Annotated in this window: 19 protein-coding genes and 1 other annotated feature; of the genes, 4 read left to right on the forward strand and 15 right to left on the reverse strand. The window is 35.0% G+C overall.

All coding sequences use genetic code 11. The features are described from left to right. Positions 1 to 67 precede the first annotated feature (67 nt). The 10 genes from ACFSO7_RS19875 to ACFSO7_RS19920 all read right to left on the reverse strand — a co-directional run bounded on the left by ACFSO7_RS19875 (position 68) and on the right by ACFSO7_RS19920 (position 10420). A complete protein-coding gene (locus tag ACFSO7_RS19875) occupies positions 68 to 1075 on the reverse strand; it encodes a LysM peptidoglycan-binding domain-containing protein (protein ID WP_377879116.1) in 1008 nt (335 codons plus the stop codon). After that, complete coding sequence (locus tag ACFSO7_RS19880; protein ID WP_377879117.1) at positions 1072 to 1698, reverse strand: PilN domain-containing protein; 627 nt, start codon at positions 1696 to 1698, stop codon at positions 1072 to 1074. Before ACFSO7_RS19880 ends, ACFSO7_RS19875 begins: the two co-directional genes overlap by 4 nt. A gap of 2 nt (positions 1699 to 1700) precedes the next feature. Further along, positions 1701 to 2687, reverse strand: a complete 987-nt coding sequence (gene pilM / locus ACFSO7_RS19885) for a type IV pilus biogenesis protein PilM (RefSeq protein WP_377879118.1) — start codon at positions 2685 to 2687, stop codon at positions 1701 to 1703. A 13-nt stretch (positions 2688 to 2700) separates the two neighbouring features. Further along, positions 2701 to 3459: a prepilin peptidase gene (locus ACFSO7_RS19890; protein ID WP_377879119.1), complete on the reverse strand. Its 759-nt coding sequence runs from the start codon at positions 3457 to 3459 to the stop codon at positions 2701 to 2703. 5 nt (positions 3460 to 3464) lie between these two features. Beyond that, positions 3465 to 3950: a type II secretion system protein gene (locus ACFSO7_RS19895; protein ID WP_377879120.1), complete on the reverse strand. Its 486-nt coding sequence runs from the start codon at positions 3948 to 3950 to the stop codon at positions 3465 to 3467. Between the two features lie 110 nt (positions 3951 to 4060). Beyond that, positions 4061 to 5266, reverse strand: coding sequence for a type II secretion system F family protein (locus ACFSO7_RS19900; protein ID WP_377879121.1), 1206 nt, complete (start codon positions 5264 to 5266; stop codon positions 4061 to 4063). A 1-nt stretch (position 5267) separates the two neighbouring features. Continuing rightward, entirely contained in the window at positions 5268 to 6308 is a 1041-nt protein-coding gene (locus ACFSO7_RS19905) for a type IV pilus twitching motility protein PilT (RefSeq protein ID WP_377879122.1), read from the reverse strand. An 11-nt stretch (positions 6309 to 6319) separates the two neighbouring features. After that, positions 6320 to 7972: a GspE/PulE family protein gene (locus ACFSO7_RS19910; protein ID WP_377879492.1), complete on the reverse strand. Its 1653-nt coding sequence runs from the start codon at positions 7970 to 7972 to the stop codon at positions 6320 to 6322. Between the two features lie 55 nt (positions 7973 to 8027). Beyond that, positions 8028 to 9284 carry a VanW family protein gene (locus ACFSO7_RS19915; RefSeq protein WP_377879123.1) on the reverse strand — a complete coding sequence of 419 codons (1257 nt, stop codon included), beginning with the start codon at positions 9282 to 9284 and terminating at the stop codon, positions 8028 to 8030. Positions 9285 to 9313: 29 nt separating this feature from the next. Further along, complete coding sequence (locus ACFSO7_RS19920; protein WP_377879124.1) at positions 9314 to 10420, reverse strand: hypothetical protein; 1107 nt, start codon at positions 10418 to 10420, stop codon at positions 9314 to 9316. A 127-nt stretch (positions 10421 to 10547) separates the two neighbouring features. Here ACFSO7_RS19920 and ACFSO7_RS19925 point away from each other — a divergent pair, with 127 nt between their 5' ends. From ACFSO7_RS19925 to ACFSO7_RS19935, 3 genes are read left to right on the forward strand one after another with little or no spacing between them, the layout of a single operon-like run. Continuing rightward, a complete protein-coding gene (locus tag ACFSO7_RS19925; RefSeq protein ID WP_377879125.1) occupies positions 10548 to 10997 on the forward strand; it encodes a prepilin-type N-terminal cleavage/methylation domain-containing protein in 450 nt (149 codons plus the stop codon). A 5-nt stretch (positions 10998 to 11002) separates the two neighbouring features. Next, positions 11003 to 11452, forward strand: coding sequence for a PilW family protein (locus tag ACFSO7_RS19930; RefSeq protein WP_377879126.1), 450 nt, complete (start codon positions 11003 to 11005; stop codon positions 11450 to 11452). Between the two features lie 6 nt (positions 11453 to 11458). Next, a complete protein-coding gene (locus ACFSO7_RS19935) occupies positions 11459 to 12532 on the forward strand; it encodes a hypothetical protein (RefSeq protein ID WP_377879127.1) in 1074 nt (357 codons plus the stop codon). A 170-nt stretch (positions 12533 to 12702) separates the two neighbouring features. Here ACFSO7_RS19935 and ACFSO7_RS19940 read toward each other — a convergent pair whose 3' ends face one another. The 3 genes from ACFSO7_RS19940 to ACFSO7_RS19950 all read right to left on the reverse strand — a co-directional run bounded on the left by ACFSO7_RS19940 (position 12703) and on the right by ACFSO7_RS19950 (position 18551). Next, positions 12703 to 14421: a sensor domain-containing diguanylate cyclase gene (locus ACFSO7_RS19940; RefSeq protein ID WP_377879128.1), complete on the reverse strand. Its 1719-nt coding sequence runs from the start codon at positions 14419 to 14421 to the stop codon at positions 12703 to 12705. Positions 14422 to 14506: 85 nt separating this feature from the next. After that, positions 14507 to 15805 (reverse strand): bifunctional folylpolyglutamate synthase/dihydrofolate synthase, encoded by a 1299-nt coding sequence (locus ACFSO7_RS19945; protein WP_377879129.1) that lies wholly within the window; start codon positions 15803 to 15805, stop codon positions 14507 to 14509. A gap of 100 nt (positions 15806 to 15905) precedes the next feature. Beyond that, positions 15906 to 18551, reverse strand: a complete 2646-nt coding sequence (locus tag ACFSO7_RS19950; RefSeq protein ID WP_377879130.1) for a valine--tRNA ligase — start codon at positions 18549 to 18551, stop codon at positions 15906 to 15908. A 42-nt stretch (positions 18552 to 18593) separates the two neighbouring features. After that, positions 18594 to 18832, reverse strand: a binding site (T-box leader). A gap of 167 nt (positions 18833 to 18999) precedes the next feature. Here ACFSO7_RS19950 and ACFSO7_RS19955 point away from each other — a divergent pair. Next, positions 19000 to 19185 carry a hypothetical protein gene (locus ACFSO7_RS19955; RefSeq protein WP_377879131.1) on the forward strand — a complete coding sequence of 62 codons (186 nt, stop codon included), beginning with the start codon at positions 19000 to 19002 and terminating at the stop codon, positions 19183 to 19185. Between the two features lie 16 nt (positions 19186 to 19201). Here the strand turns inward: ACFSO7_RS19955 and ysxE are convergent, their stop codons facing one another. Further along, complete coding sequence (ysxE, locus tag ACFSO7_RS19960) at positions 19202 to 20239, reverse strand: spore coat protein YsxE (protein WP_377879132.1); 1038 nt, start codon at positions 20237 to 20239, stop codon at positions 19202 to 19204. A 292-nt stretch (positions 20240 to 20531) separates the two neighbouring features. After that, positions 20532 to 21641, reverse strand: a complete 1110-nt coding sequence (gene spoVID, locus ACFSO7_RS19965; protein ID WP_377879133.1) for a stage VI sporulation protein D — start codon at positions 21639 to 21641, stop codon at positions 20532 to 20534. Between the last annotated feature and the right edge of the window lie 11 nt (positions 21642 to 21652).

Genomic DNA, 21652 nt, shown 5'->3' on the forward strand with positions numbered 1-21652 from the left:
AATAACAAGACTTTTGTCGTCTTGTTACCTTAGATTATCGTCAAATTTTTCAGGAATGAATTATTACTTATTCCGGAAGTGGAATTTTTAAAACTTGTCCAGTGTAAACAGCATCACTTTCCAAACCATTCCAGCTTTTGATAATTTGCACTCCATCCCTTGAGTTTAAAAATTTCATCGAAATAGCATACAATGTGTCATTTGCTTGAACTGTATACTCTACCACTTTTTGGTCAGCTCCTGATTGCTGGACTATAGTAGATTTTTTTGTTTCGTTGTTAGATTCTAAAGTCTTATTGCCCGGAGAATGTTTCGATGTTTCAGTATCTATCTCCTGCTTGTTTGTAATATCGTCAAAGTTACTTAAAGGATTTTTCTTATTTGCAGGTTCACCAGATTCTATTTTCGGTAACTCTTTTTGTAAATCTGCTAAACCAGGCAAATAATAAATGGATAAAGAAACTTGGTACTTTATTGTCTGAGGCTCTTCCTGTAGTTCTGTTATTTCAGGCTGTCCAGAAAAATTCACTGATTCCACCGTGACAATTCGATCCAATTTCTCGACTGTATCGAGAAATTTTTCTAAATCATAATAGCTAGGCGATTCTATGAGTAAATCAACTGGTAGCTTTACGATACCACCTGGTAGAGTTTCCTCTTGGACAGGGTCAACTTGTTCAGTATTTTTAGCTTGTTGATTATTTAAAGCTGCTACATCTTCTAAAGCCGTCGTTTCATCTTCATTCTTCGAGTTAAAACCCATTTGAACGATTGTACTATTCGAAAGGATTTCGGCTTTTTCTAAATCGAGAATGAATTGATCTATTAATGGTTTAACTGGTAAACGTTTTTGAAGATACTCAGTATTCTCCTCAATCGTGCCTTGTAATCCACCTTTCTGATCAATAACCGCAGCATATAGCTTTTCATTTGCATGCAATTGCTGCCGTTTCGTTTTTACATTTGCTTTTAGAGGTTGAACATAGTTGAAATAAAGTAAAGATAATAATAATGGAATTAATATAAATAAAAATAAAAGAATCTTTTTTTCTTTTTTATTTAATTGGAGGGTCATGAGCCGTTCCCTCCTTGTTCGATATGACTAACTTCGCTATTTAACTCTTTTACTTTTTCTCTTTCTAGGGTAATTTCATAATCACCTATATAACGAGGAACAAATTCAGCTTCAGGTGAAGGATCTTCATTTTCAGATTTTGTTTGATCTCCAAGTCCTAATTTTAATATATTAGCCTCCACAATCCAGTCCGATTCAGTAAGCCAATTTAGAAAATAGGCTGCCTCTCTACTCGTATCAAACTGCACAGTTAAGAGAATCGTTCCCTCTTCACTATAAGAATAATTTTGAATGAATCCACGTTCTGGTAGTAGTGAGGTTAAATGCTGTAACACTGGAACTGATTTAATTGGATAATTTTGTGCCCAATCAACAGCGTTTTTTAACTCAACAACTGAATTTGTAGCTTGTACTTTTTCGACCTGAGCTTGTTCAACCTTTAAGTTTTCATCCAATTGATTAATTTTCTTTTCTAACTCCAAAGATTCGTTCTTTAAAACGCTACCATAGTAAAAAGAAGCAATAGCTCCTATTAAAAAAATAAAGATTAACAGTGCTAACATGATTGATAAACTAAAATTTTTCTTTTCCTTTTTCGGTAAAAGGTTAATATCAATTAACATGTTTACACCTCTTTTAAACCAAGCCCTAGAGCAAGAAAATGGGAATGAGGGAATAGTGATGATTTACCTACTGCCCATTCATTTGAATCTATTGTTTGAATCGGAACATCTAATCGTTCTTGCAACTCTTGAAGGATTATTTGCAGTTTTGGATGATCACCATTTAATAAGACTTTCGTTATTTGTTCGTTACCTTGATATAAAGAGTAACGATAAAAGTCCATTAACTTACTTGTTTCTTTATAAAAGTCCTCCAACTGAAAATGAAAATTAGAAATATCCCCTTTATATTGAAAACGATGGGTACCCGATCTACTCATACGAATATCCCATTCATCCATTTGAAATTGAATTGGAAAATGATGCATGAAAATAGGATACTGCTGCTCAAATATACAAATAAATACTCGATCTAAGTCAAATTGAATCATCATTAGTCGCTCATCTGTTTGGGCTGAATCCGATTGATAATATAAACGGTATAAAGCAAGCGGTGAAATATCCGCAGTGATTGGTTTTAACTTTACACTTGATAATAACTGTGAATATTCCATTACATGCTGCTGTGGAGCCGCAAAAAGAAGCACCTCTTTTTTCTCCGATTTAGTTGGAAGCAATACTGTTTCAAAAACTGGTTCTTCAAATGGCAAATGAATACTTGTCCCTAATTCTAAATAGAAATAACCGTTTATTTCGTCCGGTAACACATTATCAGGGATTTTTACTCTTCTTATCAAAACTAATGGGTCTGGTATAAGAAATCGGACTTTTCGACGTTGAATTTTCCAATCCCCAATACATTCTTCTAAAATCATCGTTAAAGTCGTTAAATCGACAATTTTTCCTTCGTGAATAATTCCATGTGGAAGTAACTTTTCTCCCCATTTGATAGGAGTAGGAGGTTGTTGTTGCTTAACTTCTACGTAACGAATGGAATGGTCATTAAAGATGATATTGATTATTCGATTATTTCGTGAAAGTAAGCCCATATTCAACCCTCTTTTACCATTCAAATGTCATTAGTTGTAAATAAGTAGAAATAAATGTGTCGCCGTAAAAGTATGCTAACAAAGCACCAATGGCTATAAATGGACCAAATGGCATTGGTTTCTTTCTTTCAAGTATACCCAAGGCTAACCCAATAATGCCAAAAATAGCTCCTATTAACGTAGCAAGGAAAAAAGAAAGTAGAAGAAGTTTTGATCCTATGACAAAACCAATAACTGTGTACAATTTAATGTCTCCCCCACCCATGCCACCTTTACTTACTACAGCAATAATGAGTAACAAAATAAATCCAATGGCTGCCCCTAGAAGAGAATCCCACCATGGAGTGAGAGGAATTAAAAATCTTTCGATGATAAATATCCCAGCAAAAAATAACAAAATTTTATCAGGGATGAGCATATAAGCTAAATCTGAAACAGTAATAATAATGAAAAGGGATATTAGCGTCCATGCGATCCACAATTCATATGTCCAGCCCAATATAAATGGAGCAGCTAAAAACAACAAACCTGTTAAAAGCTCCATAATTGGATAAAGGGGCGAAATGCCCGTCTTGCAGACACGGCATTTCCCCCTTTGGAATACGTATGATAGAACAGGTATGAGCTCAAGTGGTCCAAGTGTGTGTTTGCAGTTTGGACAGGCTGAGCGTGGTTTAACTATTGATTGGTTGGCTGGTATTCTTAGGCCAACAACATTATAGAAGGAGCCCAGAAAAAGGCCATAAAATAATACAAATATATAAAGAATCATTTTATCTAGTTATTAATTACAAATGATCTATTTAAATCCTTAGGCGCTACTCCGACCTTACTAGAAGTTTGAACTCCACGAGTACCATTTACAATTTTCACCATAATTACTTTACCACTATCTACTTTTACATAGGATGTAGCTGCTGAACCATCAAAACCAGTAGTTGCATAGGCATTACTACCTTTGTTATACGAACCATTATCCGGATCTTCAACAGTTTCTAAGAAATTTTGTCCTTCTAAATATGCCAAAGGTAAATAAGCAATACCAGTTTGCAATGTTTCATTGGATGCAACAGCCAACCTTGCTGCACTTACCATTTGTTGAGCATTTGCAACATGGGCATCTTTTTTAGAATTATCAATAATTCCCCCAATATTCGGCACAGCGATTCCAGCAATAATCCCCAAAATAACGATTACTGCCAATAATTCTACCAAAGTCAAACCACGTTGATCTTTTAAACGTTTTTTAATAGATTTGAACATATATATTTCCCCCTAAATATAGTCTTTTGTACCTAGGCGACTCTATTAATCTGATTATACAACATGTTTATATCAAAAAATAGCGGTAATTGTTACAAATATCAAAATTCTCACCCTATTTGATTGAAAATTTCGAACATTGGAATCATGATTGCTAAAACAATGGTCCCAACGAGTACCGCTAAGAACATGATCATGATTGGTTCGATGAATGATTTTAGGCGATCTGTTGCGGTTTCTACTTCTTTTTCATAGAAGTCCGCTACTTTCCCTAGCATTTCATCTAGTGCCCCTGTCGTTTCCCCAATGGCAATCATTTGTGTGACAAGTGGTGGAAATGCCCAATGTTTTTTCATCGGTTCGGTTAAGGATCTACCTTTTTCAAGAAATTCTCTCGAATCTCTTATGACTCTAGCAATCACCTCATTTTCAACGACATTTTCCACAATCGCCATTGCTTGAAGGATTGGAACAGAGCTTGTGAATAAGGAGCTCATCGTTCTTGTCATTCTTGCAATAACCGCTTTTTGCATCATCTTACCGAAAAGTGGCATGCGGAGGACTGTATAATCAATATAATATTTTGTTTTTCTATTCTTTTTAAATGTTAAAATACTGATAATGAGTCCTGCTATGACAAGGATAACAATCCACCAAAACGATTGCATCCATTGACTGGCATTTAATACGAATTGAGTAATAGGTGGTAAATCTGCTCCAAAGTCTTGAAACATCCCTACAAAGGTTGGAACAACCTTTACTAATAAAAAGATAACGACACCGACGGCCACAAAACCAACCGTTAATGGATAAGCTAACGCTGCACTAATCTTTTGCCTAGTATGATGCTGTTTTTCATAGTGAATGGCTAAACGATCTAGCGTCTCATCTAGGTTACCACCAACTTCTCCTGCCTTCACCATATTAATAAACATAGGTGAAAATACTTTCGGATGCTTACCAGTTGCGTAGGAAAGTGGATTCCCCTCCAACAATTCCTGCTCCATATCTAGTAAAATCTTTTTTAAAGCTTTACTATCTGTTTGTTCCGCAAGTATTTTCGTCGAATCAACGACAGAAACACCCGCTTTTAGTAGAGTGGAAAATTGTCTTAAATAAATAACAATATGCTGTAGTTTAACGGGATTACCTAAAGAAATATCTTTAGTCAAAAGTGATTCTTCAACTTCATTAATTTCAATAACACGAATTCCTTCTTCACGTAGCTGCTGAACCGCTTCCCGTTTCGAACCTGCTTGAAGCGTCCCACTTTTTTTTCCATTTAAATCACGGCCCGTATATTTAAATCTTGCCATTTTAGCTCAGCTTCTCCTGAAGATAAGGTTGAGCAAATTCTTTTTGAATGATTCCCGCTTCATATAGCTCTTTTACACTCGATTCTAAAGTATGCATTCCTTGAGCACGTGATGTTTGCATGATACTCACGATTTGATGAATTTTCTCATTTCGAATTAAGTTGGAAATAGCGGAATTGTTAATCAAAATTTCGGTTGCCACCTTACGAGCTTTTTTGTCAACTGTCGGGAATAAGCGCTGCGAAACAATAGATACCAATACAGAAGCTAACTGAATTCGAATTTGTGGCTGCTGTGCTGGTGAAAAAACATCTATAATTCGGTTGATCGTTGCAGGAGCACTTGATGTATGAAGTGTTCCAAATACTAAGTGACCTGTTTCGGCTGCTGTTATAGCCGTTTGAATCGTTTCTAAATCACGCATCTCTCCGACTAAAATCACATCTGGGTCTTGACGAAGAGCCGCGCGTAAACCATTGCCAAAGTTATTTGTATCAAAACCAACTTCACGCTGATCAATAATGGAGTTTCCATGTTTATGCAAATATTCAATCGGGTCTTCTAACGTAATAATATGTTTACGCATATTTTGGTTCATATAATGGATCATCGCTGCTAATGTAGTGGACTTTCCACTTCCAGTTGGGCCTGTCACGAGCACCAATCCTTGAGGCTTATCAGCTATTTCCTTTAATACTTCAGGAAGCTCTAAGTCCTCGATAGTTGGAATGGATGTTGGAACAATACGAATCGCCATCGCGATACATGCCCGTTGCTTGTACGTATTAATACGGAATCTCGATACTTTTGGAATCCCATAGGAAAAATCTAGCTCCCCTTTTTCCATAAAGGTATCCCATAAATGTGGCGGGATGATCGCACGTGCCATTTCCTCTGTATCTGCAGGTAGTAATGTTTCTTTCCCATATCGTTTTAAATCACCGTTGATACGCATGATAGGAGGAACACCAACCGTTAAATGAATATCTGATGCTTTTAATTCATATCCTGCACGAAGTAAATATTCAATTTTATCTAACATCACGTGCACCTCTATTCTAAATAAGCTACTTTTAACACTTCTTCTGTCGTGGTTAACCCTTGTTTTACTTTCAAAAGACCATCATCAATGAGAAAAATAGTTCGATTTTCAATGGCGATATCTCGAAGATTTTGGATCGGTTCTTCATTCATAATAGAACGTCTAATATCATCGTTAATCACAAGCACTTCATGAAGAGCAATTCGACCTTTATAGCCAGTCATATTACAGGAGGAACAGCCTTTTCCTCTTGTAATTTTATCAATATTTATTCCTCGTTTTTCAAAAATCTCTAGCTCCATTTTTGTTGGAACCTGCTCTCGTTTACAGTCTCGACAAACTTTTCGAACAAGTCTTTGAGCAACTATACCTGTTATCGATGAAGCAACAAGAAACGGCTCGACACCCATATCCAATAAGCGGGTAATCGTACCAATTGAATCATTTGTATGAAGAGTACTAAGGACAAGATGACCTGTTAATGAAGCTCGAATGGCCACCTCAACCGTTTCTTTATCACGAATCTCCCCCACCATAATGATGTTAGGATCTTGTCTCAAAATGGAACGAAGACCTTTCGCAAATGTCATTCCAACATTCGGGTTTACTTGAATTTGATTAATGCCTTCAATTTGAAATTCAACCGGGTCTTCAATCGTAACAATATTTACTTCATCATTGTTTAATTTATTTAATCCAGCGTATAAAGTAGATGATTTACCGGATCCTGTTGGACCTGTAATTAGTACCATCCCAGTTGGTTTTTCAAGCATACTTACAAACCGTTTTAAGTTAAGCTTGTTAAACCCAATTTTTTCAATATCATTAAGGGCATTACTTAAATCAAGAATCCGCATAACCATTTTTTCACCAAATACGGTAGGAACGACTGATACACGTAAATCGACAGGATGTAAATCTAGTCGCACTTTCATCCGACCGTCTTGTGGGATACGGTACTCTGTAATGTCTAAATTAGCTAAAATCTTAATCCGAGCTGTTAATACACTTTGTAAATTTTTTGGCAAAATACGTTCTACTCTTAATATACCATCCACTCGGTATCGGACGATTATTTTACTTTCTTGTGGATCGATATGGATATCACTTGCTTTTTGTGCTATCGCATTTATTAAAAGCTGATTAACTAGACGTACAATAGGTGAATCCTGTTCGGCTACCTTTTCTTCAGCAACCGGGACAGCTGGTGGAATTTCCCCTAAAAATTCTTCAAATCCAGAATCTACTTCATAGTATTTATTAATCGCCTTAATGATATCGTCTTTTGTTGCAATAGCCGTTTCAATATGAAAGCCTGTACTAAGACGAAGATCATCAATCATATAAAAATCCATAGGATCAGCCATCGCTACAAACAGTTTTTCTCCTTCTTTACGAAGGGGGATTAAATAATTTCTACGTGCTACATCTTTTGGAATTAACGTAAATAAGCTCGTATCAAATGGATATCGATAAAGGCTGATATGAGGTATTCCTAGCTGAAATTCTAATACTTCTATCAGCTGTTGTTCTGTAATAAATCCTTTTTCTAAAAGCGCATCCCCTATTTTTTGATCCGCTCGTTTCTCTTTTAAGGCAGACTGAAGCTGCTCTTCTGAAATAAGACTGGATTCAACGAGTAAATCACCGAGTCTTTTACGCATTTGCTTCACTTTGTTTGCCTCACTTTCCTTACATTAATTTCCTTCTAATTCTTTATTACTTTTTTATAGTTTCGTTTACATTTTCTTCAATATCACCATCTGAACCATCTACGTATTCCCCATTACTATTTTCCTGAATACTCTTTTCATCAATATTTTCATCATCAGCTAAAAGGTCTTCCGATTCGTAACTTTCAAGACCCACTAACTCAATTCGATGCTTTGGAGCGTAAAAATCCTTTGCGATCAATTCCGTACTAATCCAATCTCCATTACTTGAAAATATTTTCCGATTAACTTCCACATAATATCCATTAATCCCACTGGACAATTCTTTAGATTTGCCAGGTAATAAAAGCGGATCGAAGTGCTTAATTGTTTTAGGTTCGAAGGTTTGTTCATTACTTAATTCAACTTTATATTGATCCACAAAGGAATAACCAATTAATTGAACTATTAGTTTATTCCCTTCTTGACTTACTTTTATAGAAAAATCTTCACTATTAGGATTATAAAAAGCCAGATCCCAACCCAGACTATCATCGATTTTCGCTTCGTATCCAAGTGATTCCTCACTTGGAATTTCTGAACCAATATGACGTTCATGTATCTTAAAATTAGTTGGTAAAACTAATTGATAAATACCGGAAGCTAATTGGTTCAAAAAGTCAGATGGAGAATTGACCATACTTTCCTTTTTTATAAATTCACTAAAAGAAAAAGTAGATTCTGCGGGAATCTGAATATCTGTCTTAATCACTTCAATACTGCTAGATGGATCTATTACCAATTCTATCGTTGATAATACTTCCGGCTTTGCCTTCTCGACTAGAAATTGATCAATATGAAAGACTCTCTCATTTACTAAAGACTGTGCGTTTTTGTTTAATTGCGCTTCTAATTCTTCCGTAACCGTTACAGATGGGGCTAATAACACAATGGCTTTTTGTAGTTCTTCTTTACTAATTTGTACAAGTAAAGGGTTTTGTTGACCACCTTTAGCTAATTCAATTGATTCAATAATATTAAAAGTAAAACTTTCGTTATTAAATTGAACAGATTTTTCCCGATAATTAAATTGAATATGGGCGTTATTTTTCCATTTATCTATTTCACCTGTTAAGATTGTCATCGCTTCATTTTTAGTCTTACCAGATAGATTAGTAGTACCAATCATTGTTCCTTCTTCATAATGGTTGCTTTCTGAAGTAAAAGTTTCATAAGCATACGTCCCAATCTGAGAGAATGCGAAAATATATGCAGTACAAAGGAATAAGATAAAAAAAAGATTACTTAAATGTTTCCTCTTCATTATTTTCGCCTCCATTCTATCTTTGATCGTTATTCTTCTTCAAGAAGTTTTTCAATTTCTGATAAATAGTTTTCTTTCTTCTTAGGTGCCTTTTTCATTGGTTCGAGATCTATCGTTTTAGAAGGATCTGTTACAAAAATCTTAAAAGGAATAATCTCTTCTTCCAGTTCAATTATTGTTTCTTTTTCCTCATCGTTTCGTTCTGAAAATGTACGAGGATCGATTTCCTCTAATTCATTTTCGAATTCACTTATGAAAGCTTCATTATCCATCTTTTCTGTTTGATATACGCTTTCAGCTTCATTTAAAATGATATTTGAATTTTCTAGTTCCTCAAATTCAATTTCATTAATTATATCGCTCAAATTTGGAATCTCACTTACCTCTAGATTAGAGGTTTCGTTTAAATTATCAAATAACTCAACGACTTTTGAATGTCCCTCAATTTGAATTGCTATTTCATCTTCATTTTTTTTAAAATTCATCATAAAATTATCTATTTTTTTCATTTCGAGTATCTCATCCGATGGTTTATTTAAAAATTGAAGTTTTTCTTCCTTCATTTCATCGAGATTTACTACCTCTACACTATTTGTAGTAAATTCATCTATTTTTTTTACTTTCATTTCTTCAAGGATAGAGGACAATTTTTCTTCAGTATTCGTAAATTCTTCATAAGAAGTTGATAATTCGTTAGATACAATTAAGGCAACCTCATCATGTATTGTGGATAGTTCTTCTTCAACAGTTACGGCAACTTCTTCTGTAACAAAAATAGCTTGATTTTGATCTTCAAATAATTCGTCTTCTGTATACAGCTCTTCTTCCTCTAAAATGACAATTTTCTCTATTTCTTTAGTGAATATATGATGATTATTTTCTTCCTTTGTATTCAATTCGAATAAAAATTTTTCGTACCTTTCATTCATAAGGTAGGTAGTGACTAGTATTAGTAACAACATGATTGCGGCACTTTGCCAAAGAGGATAACTAATTAAAGAAAGTAAACCTAGTGCCGAAATAATAAATGAAAGCAAAATAATTAATAGTTTGCCTTTTTTGGATATTCCAATATTAATAAACATCACTAAAGGTAACAATAAAAAGATTGATAGTACGGCAAATAAGTACGGCATAAGTCCACTCCTTCCACTTAAAAGTTACCCATTTACTAAATAGATAAAATAATGTCTAGATTTAAATATAATTATTACTTGAACATATTGTATAATAAGATAAGTAATTTTGAAAGAAGGTGTCGAAATGGCTGCACCTAGTGTTATACGTAATGAACACGGGCTAACACTATTAGAGTTATTACTTTCCATCACATTATTATCGATAATTTTGTTTACATTTATGGGTTTTTTCACACAAAACGCCATATTTATTCAGCATAATGAAAAAAAGCTTTCGACATCAGAGACAGCTCAGAAAGTAATCAATCATATTGAAAGTAGCATTTCACAATCTCAGTTACAATCGTTAGGAATTCTTGATACAAGTGGTGTAAAAAATGGCACTTATAAAATTACAAATGCAACTAGTAGTCCTTTAATACCAACAACAATCGATGATTCACAAAACATTACACTTGAATTTAGTAATTTTACGAATGATCCTACTATCCCTCTTATCCAAATAAAAGTTACCGTTCAAGATAAGGACAAGCCCAGTAACAAATCAGAAACCTTTACCTTTATAAGAGGATGATTGTGATGAAAAATGAAAAAGGTTTAACATTGATAGAATTATTAGCGACGATTACAATTTTTTTTATTTTAGGCTCTTTAATTTTTGGAGTTTTAATCAATTCACAAAAAAATTATGCGACGCTTTCAACAAAAAATTCCTTATCTCAAGAAGCGAACTTGGCGATTAAAATCATCAAAAATTATCATTACAAAGTTGAACCTTACACACTTAGTTATAATGAAACGAAAAAAAACGTCTCGATTATTAAAGGGGCTGAAACCATTCCTCTTGTTTCAGACAATTATGATGCTACATTTAAGGCGGGGTATAGTCAGTATGATCCATCTGTTCTGACGAAAAGCTTTAATGTACAGGATTTTAAAAAACCTTTAGCGATTTGGCTACAAATCAGTGACAAGAATGGAAAAACGTATGAAATTGATACAACCATATTTAGCTATTATGGAGAGTGACCAGTTATGAAAAATGAAAAAGGATCCACTTTATTATTAGTACTGGTCATCATTGTCGTCATTACGACATTAGGAATGGCTTTAAGCAGTAAGGCTATATCAACAAGGTTACAATTTAATAAAAGCGATAGCCTAAATGTTGCTACAGATTTAGCAGAAATGGGGATAACCTATTTAGATAAAAAAATCAATTATATAACACGAACTGCGAATCAAGAAGCAAAAAATAAAACGGTAGTATATATGAATGACCCTGCAAATTATAATAAAACTACAGATCAGATATTAAATGAATATAGTAGATTATTTTGCGTAGAACTAAAGAAAACTGAACTTGATTTACCTAGTGTAAACTACAAAAAGACTTTTGATATTGAAACAGGTCGAACAATTGAATTAACCAAACTTTTCGAACAAATAAATGCTTCTGAATGCCAGATTAATGATGAGATTCCACTTGAATTTTTTAGTAAAGGAACTGATGGATCGGATTCAAAAACGATAGAAATTACTGTCTATTTAACTAAAAATAAGGGACAAGGAGGAGGCACACCAGGTGGAGGTGGAAATAACTTACCATCTCCTGATCCTCCGCCAAAAGGATCATATTCTTTAGTTATTAAAGATGAATTAGATAAAAACGATTTTGATAATAAAGAAAAAATATTTAATCAGTCTGTTTATTTTGAACAAACTGTTTCAGTACAAGGAAATTTGGATTTAGTTATAAATGGAAATGCATTTTTTGATAAGCACGTAGATATTGATGGTACTTCTTTGCTTAAAATAAATGGAAATGCTTATTTCGATGGTGAATTAAATTTTCCAAAAGAGTCGTTAAATTTACAAGGAAATTCTACTTTAATAATTAATGGAATTGCTATTTTTAAAAATCCAATTAACTTTACTGGTAACAGCTACCAAATTTGCATCACCCATCCCTTTTTAATAGTAAATAATAAGGTAGTGAAATACGATATTCCAGGCAATGAAGCTTGTTATAAACCTCTACCCCCAAGTAGCTCACAAATCGATATGGACTGGTCGTCCGAAGAAAAAGATATTAAAGTAACCTATTAAAAAGAGGTTGTCAGCTAAATTAAATTGTACCCTCTGTAAAGGACATTCATTTTGGAAATTTGGTTATCACCGATTCGCTCATTTTTTATTCATTGTACAAAAAAGTACCCTATAGTGCAGACCTTTTTAAGCGTCTACTCTATAGGGTACTTTTTACCCCAGTTAACCTTTTATTTCACATACTCCGCAACCCGGTTTCGCCCAGCTCTCTTCGCCCCTACATACAGTGCCCTATCCGCATGTCGAATCAATGCTAATGAATCCTCCGCATCAGTAGGTGCAGAAGCTACACCAATGGAAGCTGTGACGTGAACTGATAGTGTATTTTTATCTTCACCAATATGTTCTTCCAGAATGAAAGGATGATGAGCAATTCCTTGTCGAATCCATTCTGCGATGGCAAGAACTTCTGCTTTCGTTATATCAGGTAATAAGACAACAAATTCTTCTCCACCGTAACGAGCAACAGTACCTCTATCCCCTATGATTCTACGTAAGCGCGCAGATAATTCACATAGAATTTCATTTCCGCTTTGATGTCCGTATGTATCATTAATCACTTTGAAGTGGTCTAAATCTAGGATAATTAATGAAATACGCTCTCTTTGATTTTCTTCAAGTTTAGTAAACTCTTCCGATAATAATCTTTCAAAATAACGATAATTATAAAGTTTCGTTAATGCACATGTTTCACTATGTTCTTTTGTTTCTTTGTAGTGTTTGGCATTTTCAATCGCTACTGCAAAATAAGAGCAAAGTAACTCAACAATCATTAATTGTGATTTTTCATAGGCTCTTTTTTGTTTAGAGGCTAGAAAAAGAATTCCTACTACCCCATTATGACGAATAATGGGAACAACTAATACACTTTCGACTTTTGGTGGCATATAACCTTCAGCAACATTTTCCCATTCTTTAGCTGATTGGTATAAAGCTGATTTTTTCGTTGCCCATACCATCCCACTTATCCCTTCATTTCTCTGCATTGGATCCATATCAATAGATAATATTTCCCCTGCCTCCACACGTCTAAGTAAGACTAACTCATGATTATCCACAACATCTAAAATATAGGCAAAATCAACTGGGAGCATTTCAGAAATCCTTTGAATAAATAAATCGATTACCTCATCCACATTCAGTCGTTCTGCCATCTGATGACCAATATCTGCGGCCTTGTGTAAATATTCGTTAATTTTTTGACTTGAATAATAGAGATATAGAATAATAGTTAAACATACAAATGGTACACCAACAAATAATAGTGCAATGGATCCAACATCTGTATAAAGGAAATATAATATATAACCAATAGGTAAGCTAATTATCGCAGTAGTCAAATCCCAGTTAAAGTCTTTTCCAAACCATGATCTTTTGATTCCATAAACTAATCGGAAATTTATCGTTAAAATGATTTGATTAACAATAAATTGAACAACCATATAGATTACAACAAGTACTAAATGAGTAGCATTATCCGTTATTTGAACTCCAGTAGTTCCTCCAAGGGCATAGTAAACCAGCCCACTTATTAATGAAATCATAAAAAACATTAATGAGTTTAGTGGAATTCTAAATAATCCTCTTTTACCAATACGAAGCCTAAGTAATAATACAGCAATACAGATTTGAGCAATGATTAGTTCAGCGAATAAACCGAATGCAAGAAACACTGCTAAAAACACCCATTGAATGAGTGTGACAGGAACACTATTGATTACCATCGGCAATAATGCTCCAATAATGGACAATGCTAAAAAGGTCATTAAAGCTTTACCTTGTCCAAATAAATCGGGCGGAAAGTTATTGTAAACAAACCATATACCAGGTGGAACGATTAATAACCAACATATCCAAATCGCTTTTATTGTGTTTGGTTTAACATTCATCGTCCACCCTCCAATCATAGGCAATTAGTAATGAAATATACCAATCATTTTATCAAATATTCCAACAATTGTCACACTTTTCCTGTCATTTTTTAGTTAAAAAGCCCTTTACCTCTGAAATGAAGTATAACGAGCCTGTGATGACTAATATTTCTTCTTGTCCTAAGCGATCTATTTGTTCTACTAATAAATTTTTCCAGTCATTAGTATAACTTTTATTTTGTGAGTGGCTTTTTTCAAATAAATCGAGTGCTTTCGATGCGCGAGGGTAATCAAATTCTACAAAATAAAGTTGGTCAGCCACTTTATCTAATTGTCCGATCATTCCGTCTAAAGCTTTATCGGCTAAAGCAGTAAATATTATTTTAATATTATATTGATTAAAACGTGATTCAATCACTTTTACAAGTGCCGAAATACCCTCTTCATTATGTGCACCATCCATTACGACTAAAGGACTTTCCTGAATAATTTCCATCCTTCCTGGCCAAAATGCCGCCTTTAAACCCGAACGAATATGTTCCTCTTCGATCATAAAAGAGTAAAATTGATTTAAGTAGATAGATGCCATAACAGCTAAGGAAGCATTATCCACTTGATGCTGTCCCATCATCCCAATTTCTAAATGATTTAGGCTTTTAAATGGTGTTGTAATAGAAAATTCTTCTCCTTTTACTAAACTTCTAGTCGAAGTTACAGAGTATTGATTACCCGGTTGATAGATGGAAGCTTTTTTTAGTAATGCTTGATTCATAATGACTTCCCTTGCTTCATTCTGTTTTACGGCAGAAATAACACCTACACCATTTTTTATGATCCCCGCTTTTTCAAAGGCAATTTCTTCGTATGTTTCCCCTAGTATGCTTGTATGATCGAGTCCGATACTTGTAATGATAGATAATAGTGGATGAATGATATTCGTTGAGTCAAATCTTCCACCTAACCCTACCTCATAAATGACAACATCTACAGGATGAAGTTTTGCGAAATAGTAAAATGACATAGCTGTAATAACCTCAAACTCCGTTGGGGCTCCTAGCTCAGTACCTTCTAGTTCATCGGCAAGTGGGATTATTAGATTCGTAAGCTCAACAATCTCGTCATCAGAAATCGGAATCCCATTTACACTTATACGCTCGTTAAATTGTTCAATGTACGGAGAAGTAAATGTCCCCACCTCAAAACCCGATGATTGTAAAATATTTCGTAAAAAGGTTACAGTAGAACCTTTTCCATTTGTTCCACCAATATGGATTGTTTTTAATTGATTATGTGGAGATCCAAGTCTTTCCATCATCCATTCCATTCTTTTTAAACCAGGCTTAATCCCTAAACGAAGCCGTGAATGAATCCAATTTATAGCCTCTTTATAGGTTGTTAACATATTGCTCCCCCTTAATCTTGGAAAAAGACGAATCCCTTTATTTGAGATTCGCCTCTTAATTAATAAGTAAACTGTAATATTTACAAAATGATTCTAAAATTTAACTATTTTTCAATTCGTTTATTCGTGCTTCCACTGCTGCGCGTTTTTCTAAATAATCTTGTTCCTTTGCTCTTTCTTCTTCAATAACTTTTTCAGGTGCTTTTTTTACGAAGCCTTCATTGGAAAGTTTCTTCTGAACACGGTCAACCTCATTATTTAGTTTTTCCCATTCTTTTTGCAATCTTGAAATTTCTTCATCGATATTAATTAATCCAGCTAAAGGTAGAATAATTTCTACTCCTGTTACAACCGCAGTCATTACTTTTTCAGGAGTGTTTAAATCGATTCCGATTTGAAGCTCCTCTGGATTACAAAATCTTTCTAAATAGCCACGGTTATTTTCTAAAGCAGCTACAATGTTTTCGTCTTTTGCCTTTAAGAACATATTAATTTTCTTACTTAAAGGTGTGTTCACTTCAGCTCGAATATTTCGAACTGAACGAATGATTTCTACAAGAAGCTTCATATCATTAGCAGCGTTTGCATCTGTTAGTTCTTCCTTCACTGTCGGCCATGCTGCCATCGTAATAGACTCACCTTGATGCGGAAGGTTCTGCCAAATTTCCTCGGTAATAAATGGCATAAACGGATGAAGCAATCTCATTGTGTTATCTAACACGTAGGCTAAAATGGAACGTGTTGTTTTCTTTGCAGCCTCATTATCTCCGTAAAGAGGGAGCTTAGCCATTTCGATATACCAGTCACAGAAGTCATCCCAGATAAAGTTATAAAGAACTCGGCCAACCTCACCAAACTCATATTTATCCGAAAGTCTCGTCACCGTTTCAATGGTTTCATTTAAACGGGTTAATATCCACTTGTCAGCAACTGATTTCTCACCTGATAAATCAATTTCTTCAAAAGTAAGACCATTCATGTTCATTAGAGCAAAACGTGAGGCATTCCAAATTTTATTAGCAAAGTTCCAAGTTGATTCTACCTTCTCCATACTGAAGCGTAAATCCTGACCTGGTGAACTTCCTGTTGATAGGAAATAACGAAGAGAGTCTGCTCCAAATTGATCGATAACGTCCATTGGATCCACACCGTTGCCCAAAGATTTACTCATTTTTCGCCCTTCAGCATCGCGAACTAGACCATGAATCAAAACATCGTTGAAAGGACGTTTTCCCGTAAACTCTAGTCCTTGGAAAATCATTCTTGATACCCAGAAGAAAATGATATCATAGCCTGTTACTAGGCAATTCGTGGGGTAATATCGCTTATAGTCGTCTGATTCTGTATTTGGCCAACCCATTGTAGAAAATGGCCATAATGCAGAACTAAACCAAGTATCCAATACGTCATTATCTTGATTCCAATTTTCAATATCAGCTGGAGGTTCATGATCGACATACACTTCACCAGTTTCTTTATGATACCAAGCGGGAATTCGGTGTCCCCACCATAATTGACGTGAGATACACCAATCACGTATATTCTCCATCCAGCGCATATACGTATTTTCAAAGCGTTGCGGAACAAAGTTTACCTTTTCTTCTTTGTTTTGCAATGCAATAGCCTCATCGGCTAGCGGTTGCATTTTTACAAACCATTGTGTCGATAAATACGGTTCTACTACAGCACCACTACGCTCAGAGTGACCAACAGAATGAAGATGCTCTTCAATTTTAAAGAGAACTCCTTGATCTTGCAAATCCTTTACAATCTGCTTACGACATGCAAATCGATCCATACCTTGATAACTTCCTGCGTTTGCATTCATCGTACCGTCTTCATTCATAACTAAAACTCTTTCTAAATTATGACGGTTTCCAATTTCAAAATCATTCGGGTCATGAGCTGGAGTAATCTTTACAACACCTGAACCAAATTCCATATCAACATAATCATCGCCAACGATTGGAATTTCTCTTCCTACAATTGGAAGCTTAACCGTTTTTCCAATTAAATGCTTATAGCGATCATCTTCTGGATGAACTGCAACTGCGGTATCACCAAGCATCGTTTCTGGTCGAGTCGTTGCCACATCAATATTGCCACTACCATCCGTTAATGGATAATGCATATGGTAAAAAGCGCCTTGAACATCTTGGTGAATAACCTCAATATCTGACAAAGCTGTTTTAGTTGAAGGATCCCAGTTAATAATTCTCTCTCCACGGTAAATTAAGCCTTTACGATATAGAGAAACGAACACTTCACGAACAGCATCTGAAAGTCCCTCATCTAATGTGAAACGCTCACGAGAGTAGTCAAGACCCAATCCAAGTTTTGACCATTGCTGACGAATATGACTAGCATACTCTTCCTTCCACTTCCAAGTTTCTTCAACAAATTTTTCACGGCCTAAGTCATAACGACTTTTTCCTTCATTACGAAGCTTTTCTTCCACCTTTGCTTGAGTTGCAATACCAGCGTGGTCCATACCAGGTAACCATAATACATCAAACCCCTGCATACGTTTCATACGAGTCAAAATATCTTGAAGAGTTGTATCCCAAGCATGACCTAAGTGAAGCTTTCCTGTTACATTGGGAGGTGGAATTACAATCGTATATGGTTGTTTCTCCTTTTCTCCTTTTGCTTCGAAAAATTTGCCAGAAAGCCACCACTCATAGCGACCTTTTTCAATGGACTGTGGATCGTATTTCGTTGGCATTGTTAGTTCTTGAGTTTCCATTTAAATAACCTCCCTAAAAAATAAAAAACCCCATTCATCCTATAAAAGGACGAATGGAGTAAAAATTCGCGGTACCACCTTTTTTCCAACTGAAAAATATTCAATTGGCACTCAAGTTAGATAACGGTCTATTCCGTCTTCCATTACTAGGAAAAATTTTTCCGTTGACAGAAGAAGCTCAAGGGTGACTTTCCAATGGGTCTACTTAGGAAATATCTCAGCAAATTATTTCCCTCTCTTTAAACAGATTACCAACGTACTATCCCTATCACAGCTTTATATAAAATATATATTGTTATACTACCGAAAAAAGGACTGTGTCGTCAATCATGATTTCCAACTTTTTAATAATTTATTCAGTGTATTCAATTAGAGTGTTAGAAAAAAGATAGGCACAATCAAATAATAAACACATAAACTAATAATAAATAGGAGGAAAGGGAGGAATATGATGGGGAGATTCAACCCGTATTCACCATGGGTACGAAAATTAAAACTTATTTGTTCGCAATTTATTATTCCTTTTTGTATTTTTCAAGGTATAAGGACAGTGTTTTTCCCTACCGTACTCGATGTACTTTTATTAATTATTTTTATCTCCATTGCCATTTGTTTGTATTTAGAAATTATATAAGGAGCCTTCCAGTTGATTATTCTGGGGCTCCTTCTTTTTTTTGTTTGAGCTGCTTTTCAATTTCAGTCATTCGCATGACAATATACTCCGTATTTTTTAATTGCCAATATCGTTTCAACAGTTTTTGAGAAAATTTCAGTTCGTTCCGCTTTTCATTTGCTTGTAAATATTCCTTTGTAATTCGTATGATCGGGTTTGGATAGGAGACATAACTGTAGAATAGAAGCTTTTCTTCTTCTTTTAGTGGAAAATATTTAAAATAGCCATCATAAAGCCATGTCAGTGCTTCATCAAATTTCCTAAGCTGCCCCTTCAAAGATCTGTATAACACAGGGAGAACATCATGAATGGGTGAACCAAGCCCTGAATCCTCGAAATTTGAAAAGTATCCATATCCCTTTTCATCAAATAGAAAATGCTCAGTAGACACTTTTCCATGATTAATGACAGATCGTGCTTTTTCATTATCCTTTGTCGCCTCATACCACTCTTCAAATCTAGTAAGCGCGTAGCGTTGGGCTAGACGAATTTCGTGAAAATAAAGACAAAATTGTAACTCAAATGGAGACATATACATTTTTTTTTCGCAAGTTTCAATGAATCCTTCCATTAATTCGATATCTTTTTCCCATTGCTGTTTCGTTTTTTCATAATGCTCAGTCCGTTCCTCTTTATTCACAACCAATTCTTTTTGTGATAAGGAATGCATTCGTGCCAATTCACGGAACATGAGCTGTGGTCTTTTATCTCGGTCTTCTTTCTCATCATTTATTAACCAAGGCATTAAATAATAAAGAGTATTTTCATAAAGTATGGCATATCTTCCATCTAAAGATGGGTAGATGGGAACAATCCGATTAAATCCTTTTTGAAATAAATATTGAACATGTTTAATAAAATCTATCCCATGATGGATGGGTATTTGCTTCAGCGCGAATGTTCCTTTATTGGAATAAATTTTATATATTTTCCCATATTTCTCCACAAAATTTGCTTGAATACCGTAATACTTTAATATTGGGTCCAAACCTTGAACGATTGTATGATCATTCATTTTGTCCACTCTCTTTCAAGTAGGAAAAGCGCAAGCCCTTGATCAGTCCCGACAAGCTTAACTTTGCCACCCGGAAAGTCGTTCTTTGACTTTTTGGGTGGCGAACATTTGACCTCGAGGTCGACAAGAGCGCGACGTCCTGTCGCATTGTCGACACTAGTACATCCTGTACGTCGGAGCTAGGACGCTTGCGCTAGACAATTTTCAAAGTCTAAAAAATTTATACTTACTTAATTCAGTATGAAAAGAAAACAGATGAGCTGGTATTATTTAACCTGCTCATCTTGTTTCATTATTTCCTAGCATGCACTTGCGGGATGTAAAGGACTTGCCCTTCATGAACATCCTGGTTAATTTCTAACTGGTTCACCTTTAGTAGATGTTGAACGGATACTTGATATCTCTCTGCTAATGTATCAACAGATTCTCCATATTGTACGATACAGACTTTTAATTTTGCTAAATCTTCACTATTTTCTTTTCGGGCTAGAAACTCTGAAATGGACATACTCTTCTTTTTCGATGACTTTTGTTTTACTGTTTTTTCAATTGGAGGAGATTCAATTTCTTCTTCTACCTCAGGTCCTTCAACATGCATTTCTCCGTGAGCCTCTTGATCTACTACATGAGGCTGTTCACTTCGATAAGAAGAAAATGATATATCCGGTGAATCTGGTTGATGGGAAGAAGATTCTACCAAATTGGGATCACGAAAGAAAACTTCTTCCTTTCTTGCTTCCACTTCAAATGGTTCAAATTCTAACTCATTTTCATGTTCCTCAATAAGTTCTTCTGAAGATTCTACATCATCACTGGTTCTAACAAGCTCTTTTAATTCACTTACTTCTACTTCTACTTCTACTTCAACTTCATTTTCATAATCGGAATCAAAGCTTTCTTCTGAAGGAGAGCGAAGTTTTAACTCCAACGCTTCATCTAATTCTGCTTCAGCTACTTCTTTTTCTTCTACGACTTGATCACCGTAAAGTCCAGTAATGTTGAGATCTGCAGTTAATTTCAAACAACTTCTTTCTGGCAAAACATAATCAAAGGTTTCAATCTCGACATCAATTTCATTTAAATCACGAATCCTATAGGTCGGGATCGTAATATCCACTGGAAATTGATGAGCAAATTCGCAAATTCCTTCGTCTCTTTCTACTACTGAATGAACCCACTTTTGAATTGAATCCAAACCATCATTTTCTGCAAACCCATTTTGACGTTTATACTCTCCAGTTAATTCGAGTGAGCCACGAATGGTTACATACTGGTCATTTTCTTGAATCGTTATATTAGGATCAAGTGAAATCGAAACAAGTTCTTCGACTTCCTGTCCTCTTTGAAACCAGACAGACTCTTCTAAAGAAAATCGTAAACACGATTGGCTTTCTTGAGACAAAGCGACTCCTC

It is taken from the genome of Bacillus sp. CGMCC 1.16607, from assembly GCF_042683745.1.
Classification (GTDB): domain Bacteria; phylum Bacillota; class Bacilli; order Bacillales; family Cytobacillaceae; genus Pseudoneobacillus.

Bases quoted from the DNA above. Each gene is read 5' to 3' on its own strand.
- ACFSO7_RS19905 (WP_377879122.1), bottom strand. From the start codon at position 6,308: ATGTTAGATAAAATTGAATATTTACTTCGTGCAGGATATGAATTAAAA.
- ACFSO7_RS19930 (WP_377879126.1), top strand. From the start codon at position 11,003: ATGAAAAATGAAAAAGGTTTAACATTGATAGAATTATTAGCGACGATT.
- ACFSO7_RS19900 (WP_377879121.1), bottom strand. From the start codon at position 5,266: ATGGCAAGATTTAAATATACGGGCCGTGATTTAAATGGAAAAAAAAGT.
- ACFSO7_RS19875 (WP_377879116.1), bottom strand. From the start codon at position 1,075: ATGACCCTCCAATTAAATAAAAAAGAAAAAAAGATTCTTTTATTTTTA.
- ACFSO7_RS19895 (WP_377879120.1), bottom strand. From the start codon at position 3,950: ATGTTCAAATCTATTAAAAAACGTTTAAAAGATCAACGTGGTTTGACT.
- ACFSO7_RS19910 (WP_377879492.1), bottom strand. From the start codon at position 7,972: ATGCGTAAAAGACTCGGTGATTTACTCGTTGAATCCAGTCTTATTTCA.
- ACFSO7_RS19950 (WP_377879130.1), bottom strand. From the start codon at position 18,551: ATGGAAACTCAAGAACTAACAATGCCAACGAAATACGATCCACAGTCC.
- ACFSO7_RS19940 (WP_377879128.1), bottom strand. From the start codon at position 14,421: ATGAATGTTAAACCAAACACAATAAAAGCGATTTGGATATGTTGGTTA.
- pilM (WP_377879118.1), bottom strand. From the start codon at position 2,687: ATGGGCTTACTTTCACGAAATAATCGAATAATCAATATCATCTTTAAT.
- ACFSO7_RS19925 (WP_377879125.1), top strand. From the start codon at position 10,548: ATGGCTGCACCTAGTGTTATACGTAATGAACACGGGCTAACACTATTA.
- ACFSO7_RS19955 (WP_377879131.1), top strand. From the start codon at position 19,000: ATGATGGGGAGATTCAACCCGTATTCACCATGGGTACGAAAATTAAAA.
- ACFSO7_RS19890 (WP_377879119.1), bottom strand. From the start codon at position 3,459: ATGATTCTTTATATATTTGTATTATTTTATGGCCTTTTTCTGGGCTCC.
- ACFSO7_RS19915 (WP_377879123.1), bottom strand. From the start codon at position 9,284: ATGAAGAGGAAACATTTAAGTAATCTTTTTTTTATCTTATTCCTTTGT.
- ysxE (WP_377879132.1), bottom strand. From the start codon at position 20,239: ATGAATGATCATACAATCGTTCAAGGTTTGGACCCAATATTAAAGTAT.
- ACFSO7_RS19935 (WP_377879127.1), top strand. From the start codon at position 11,459: ATGAAAAATGAAAAAGGATCCACTTTATTATTAGTACTGGTCATCATT.
- ACFSO7_RS19945 (WP_377879129.1), bottom strand. From the start codon at position 15,805: ATGTTAACAACCTATAAAGAGGCTATAAATTGGATTCATTCACGGCTT.
- ACFSO7_RS19880 (WP_377879117.1), bottom strand. From the start codon at position 1,698: ATGTTAATTGATATTAACCTTTTACCGAAAAAGGAAAAGAAAAATTTT.
- ACFSO7_RS19920 (WP_377879124.1), bottom strand. From the start codon at position 10,420: ATGCCGTACTTATTTGCCGTACTATCAATCTTTTTATTGTTACCTTTA.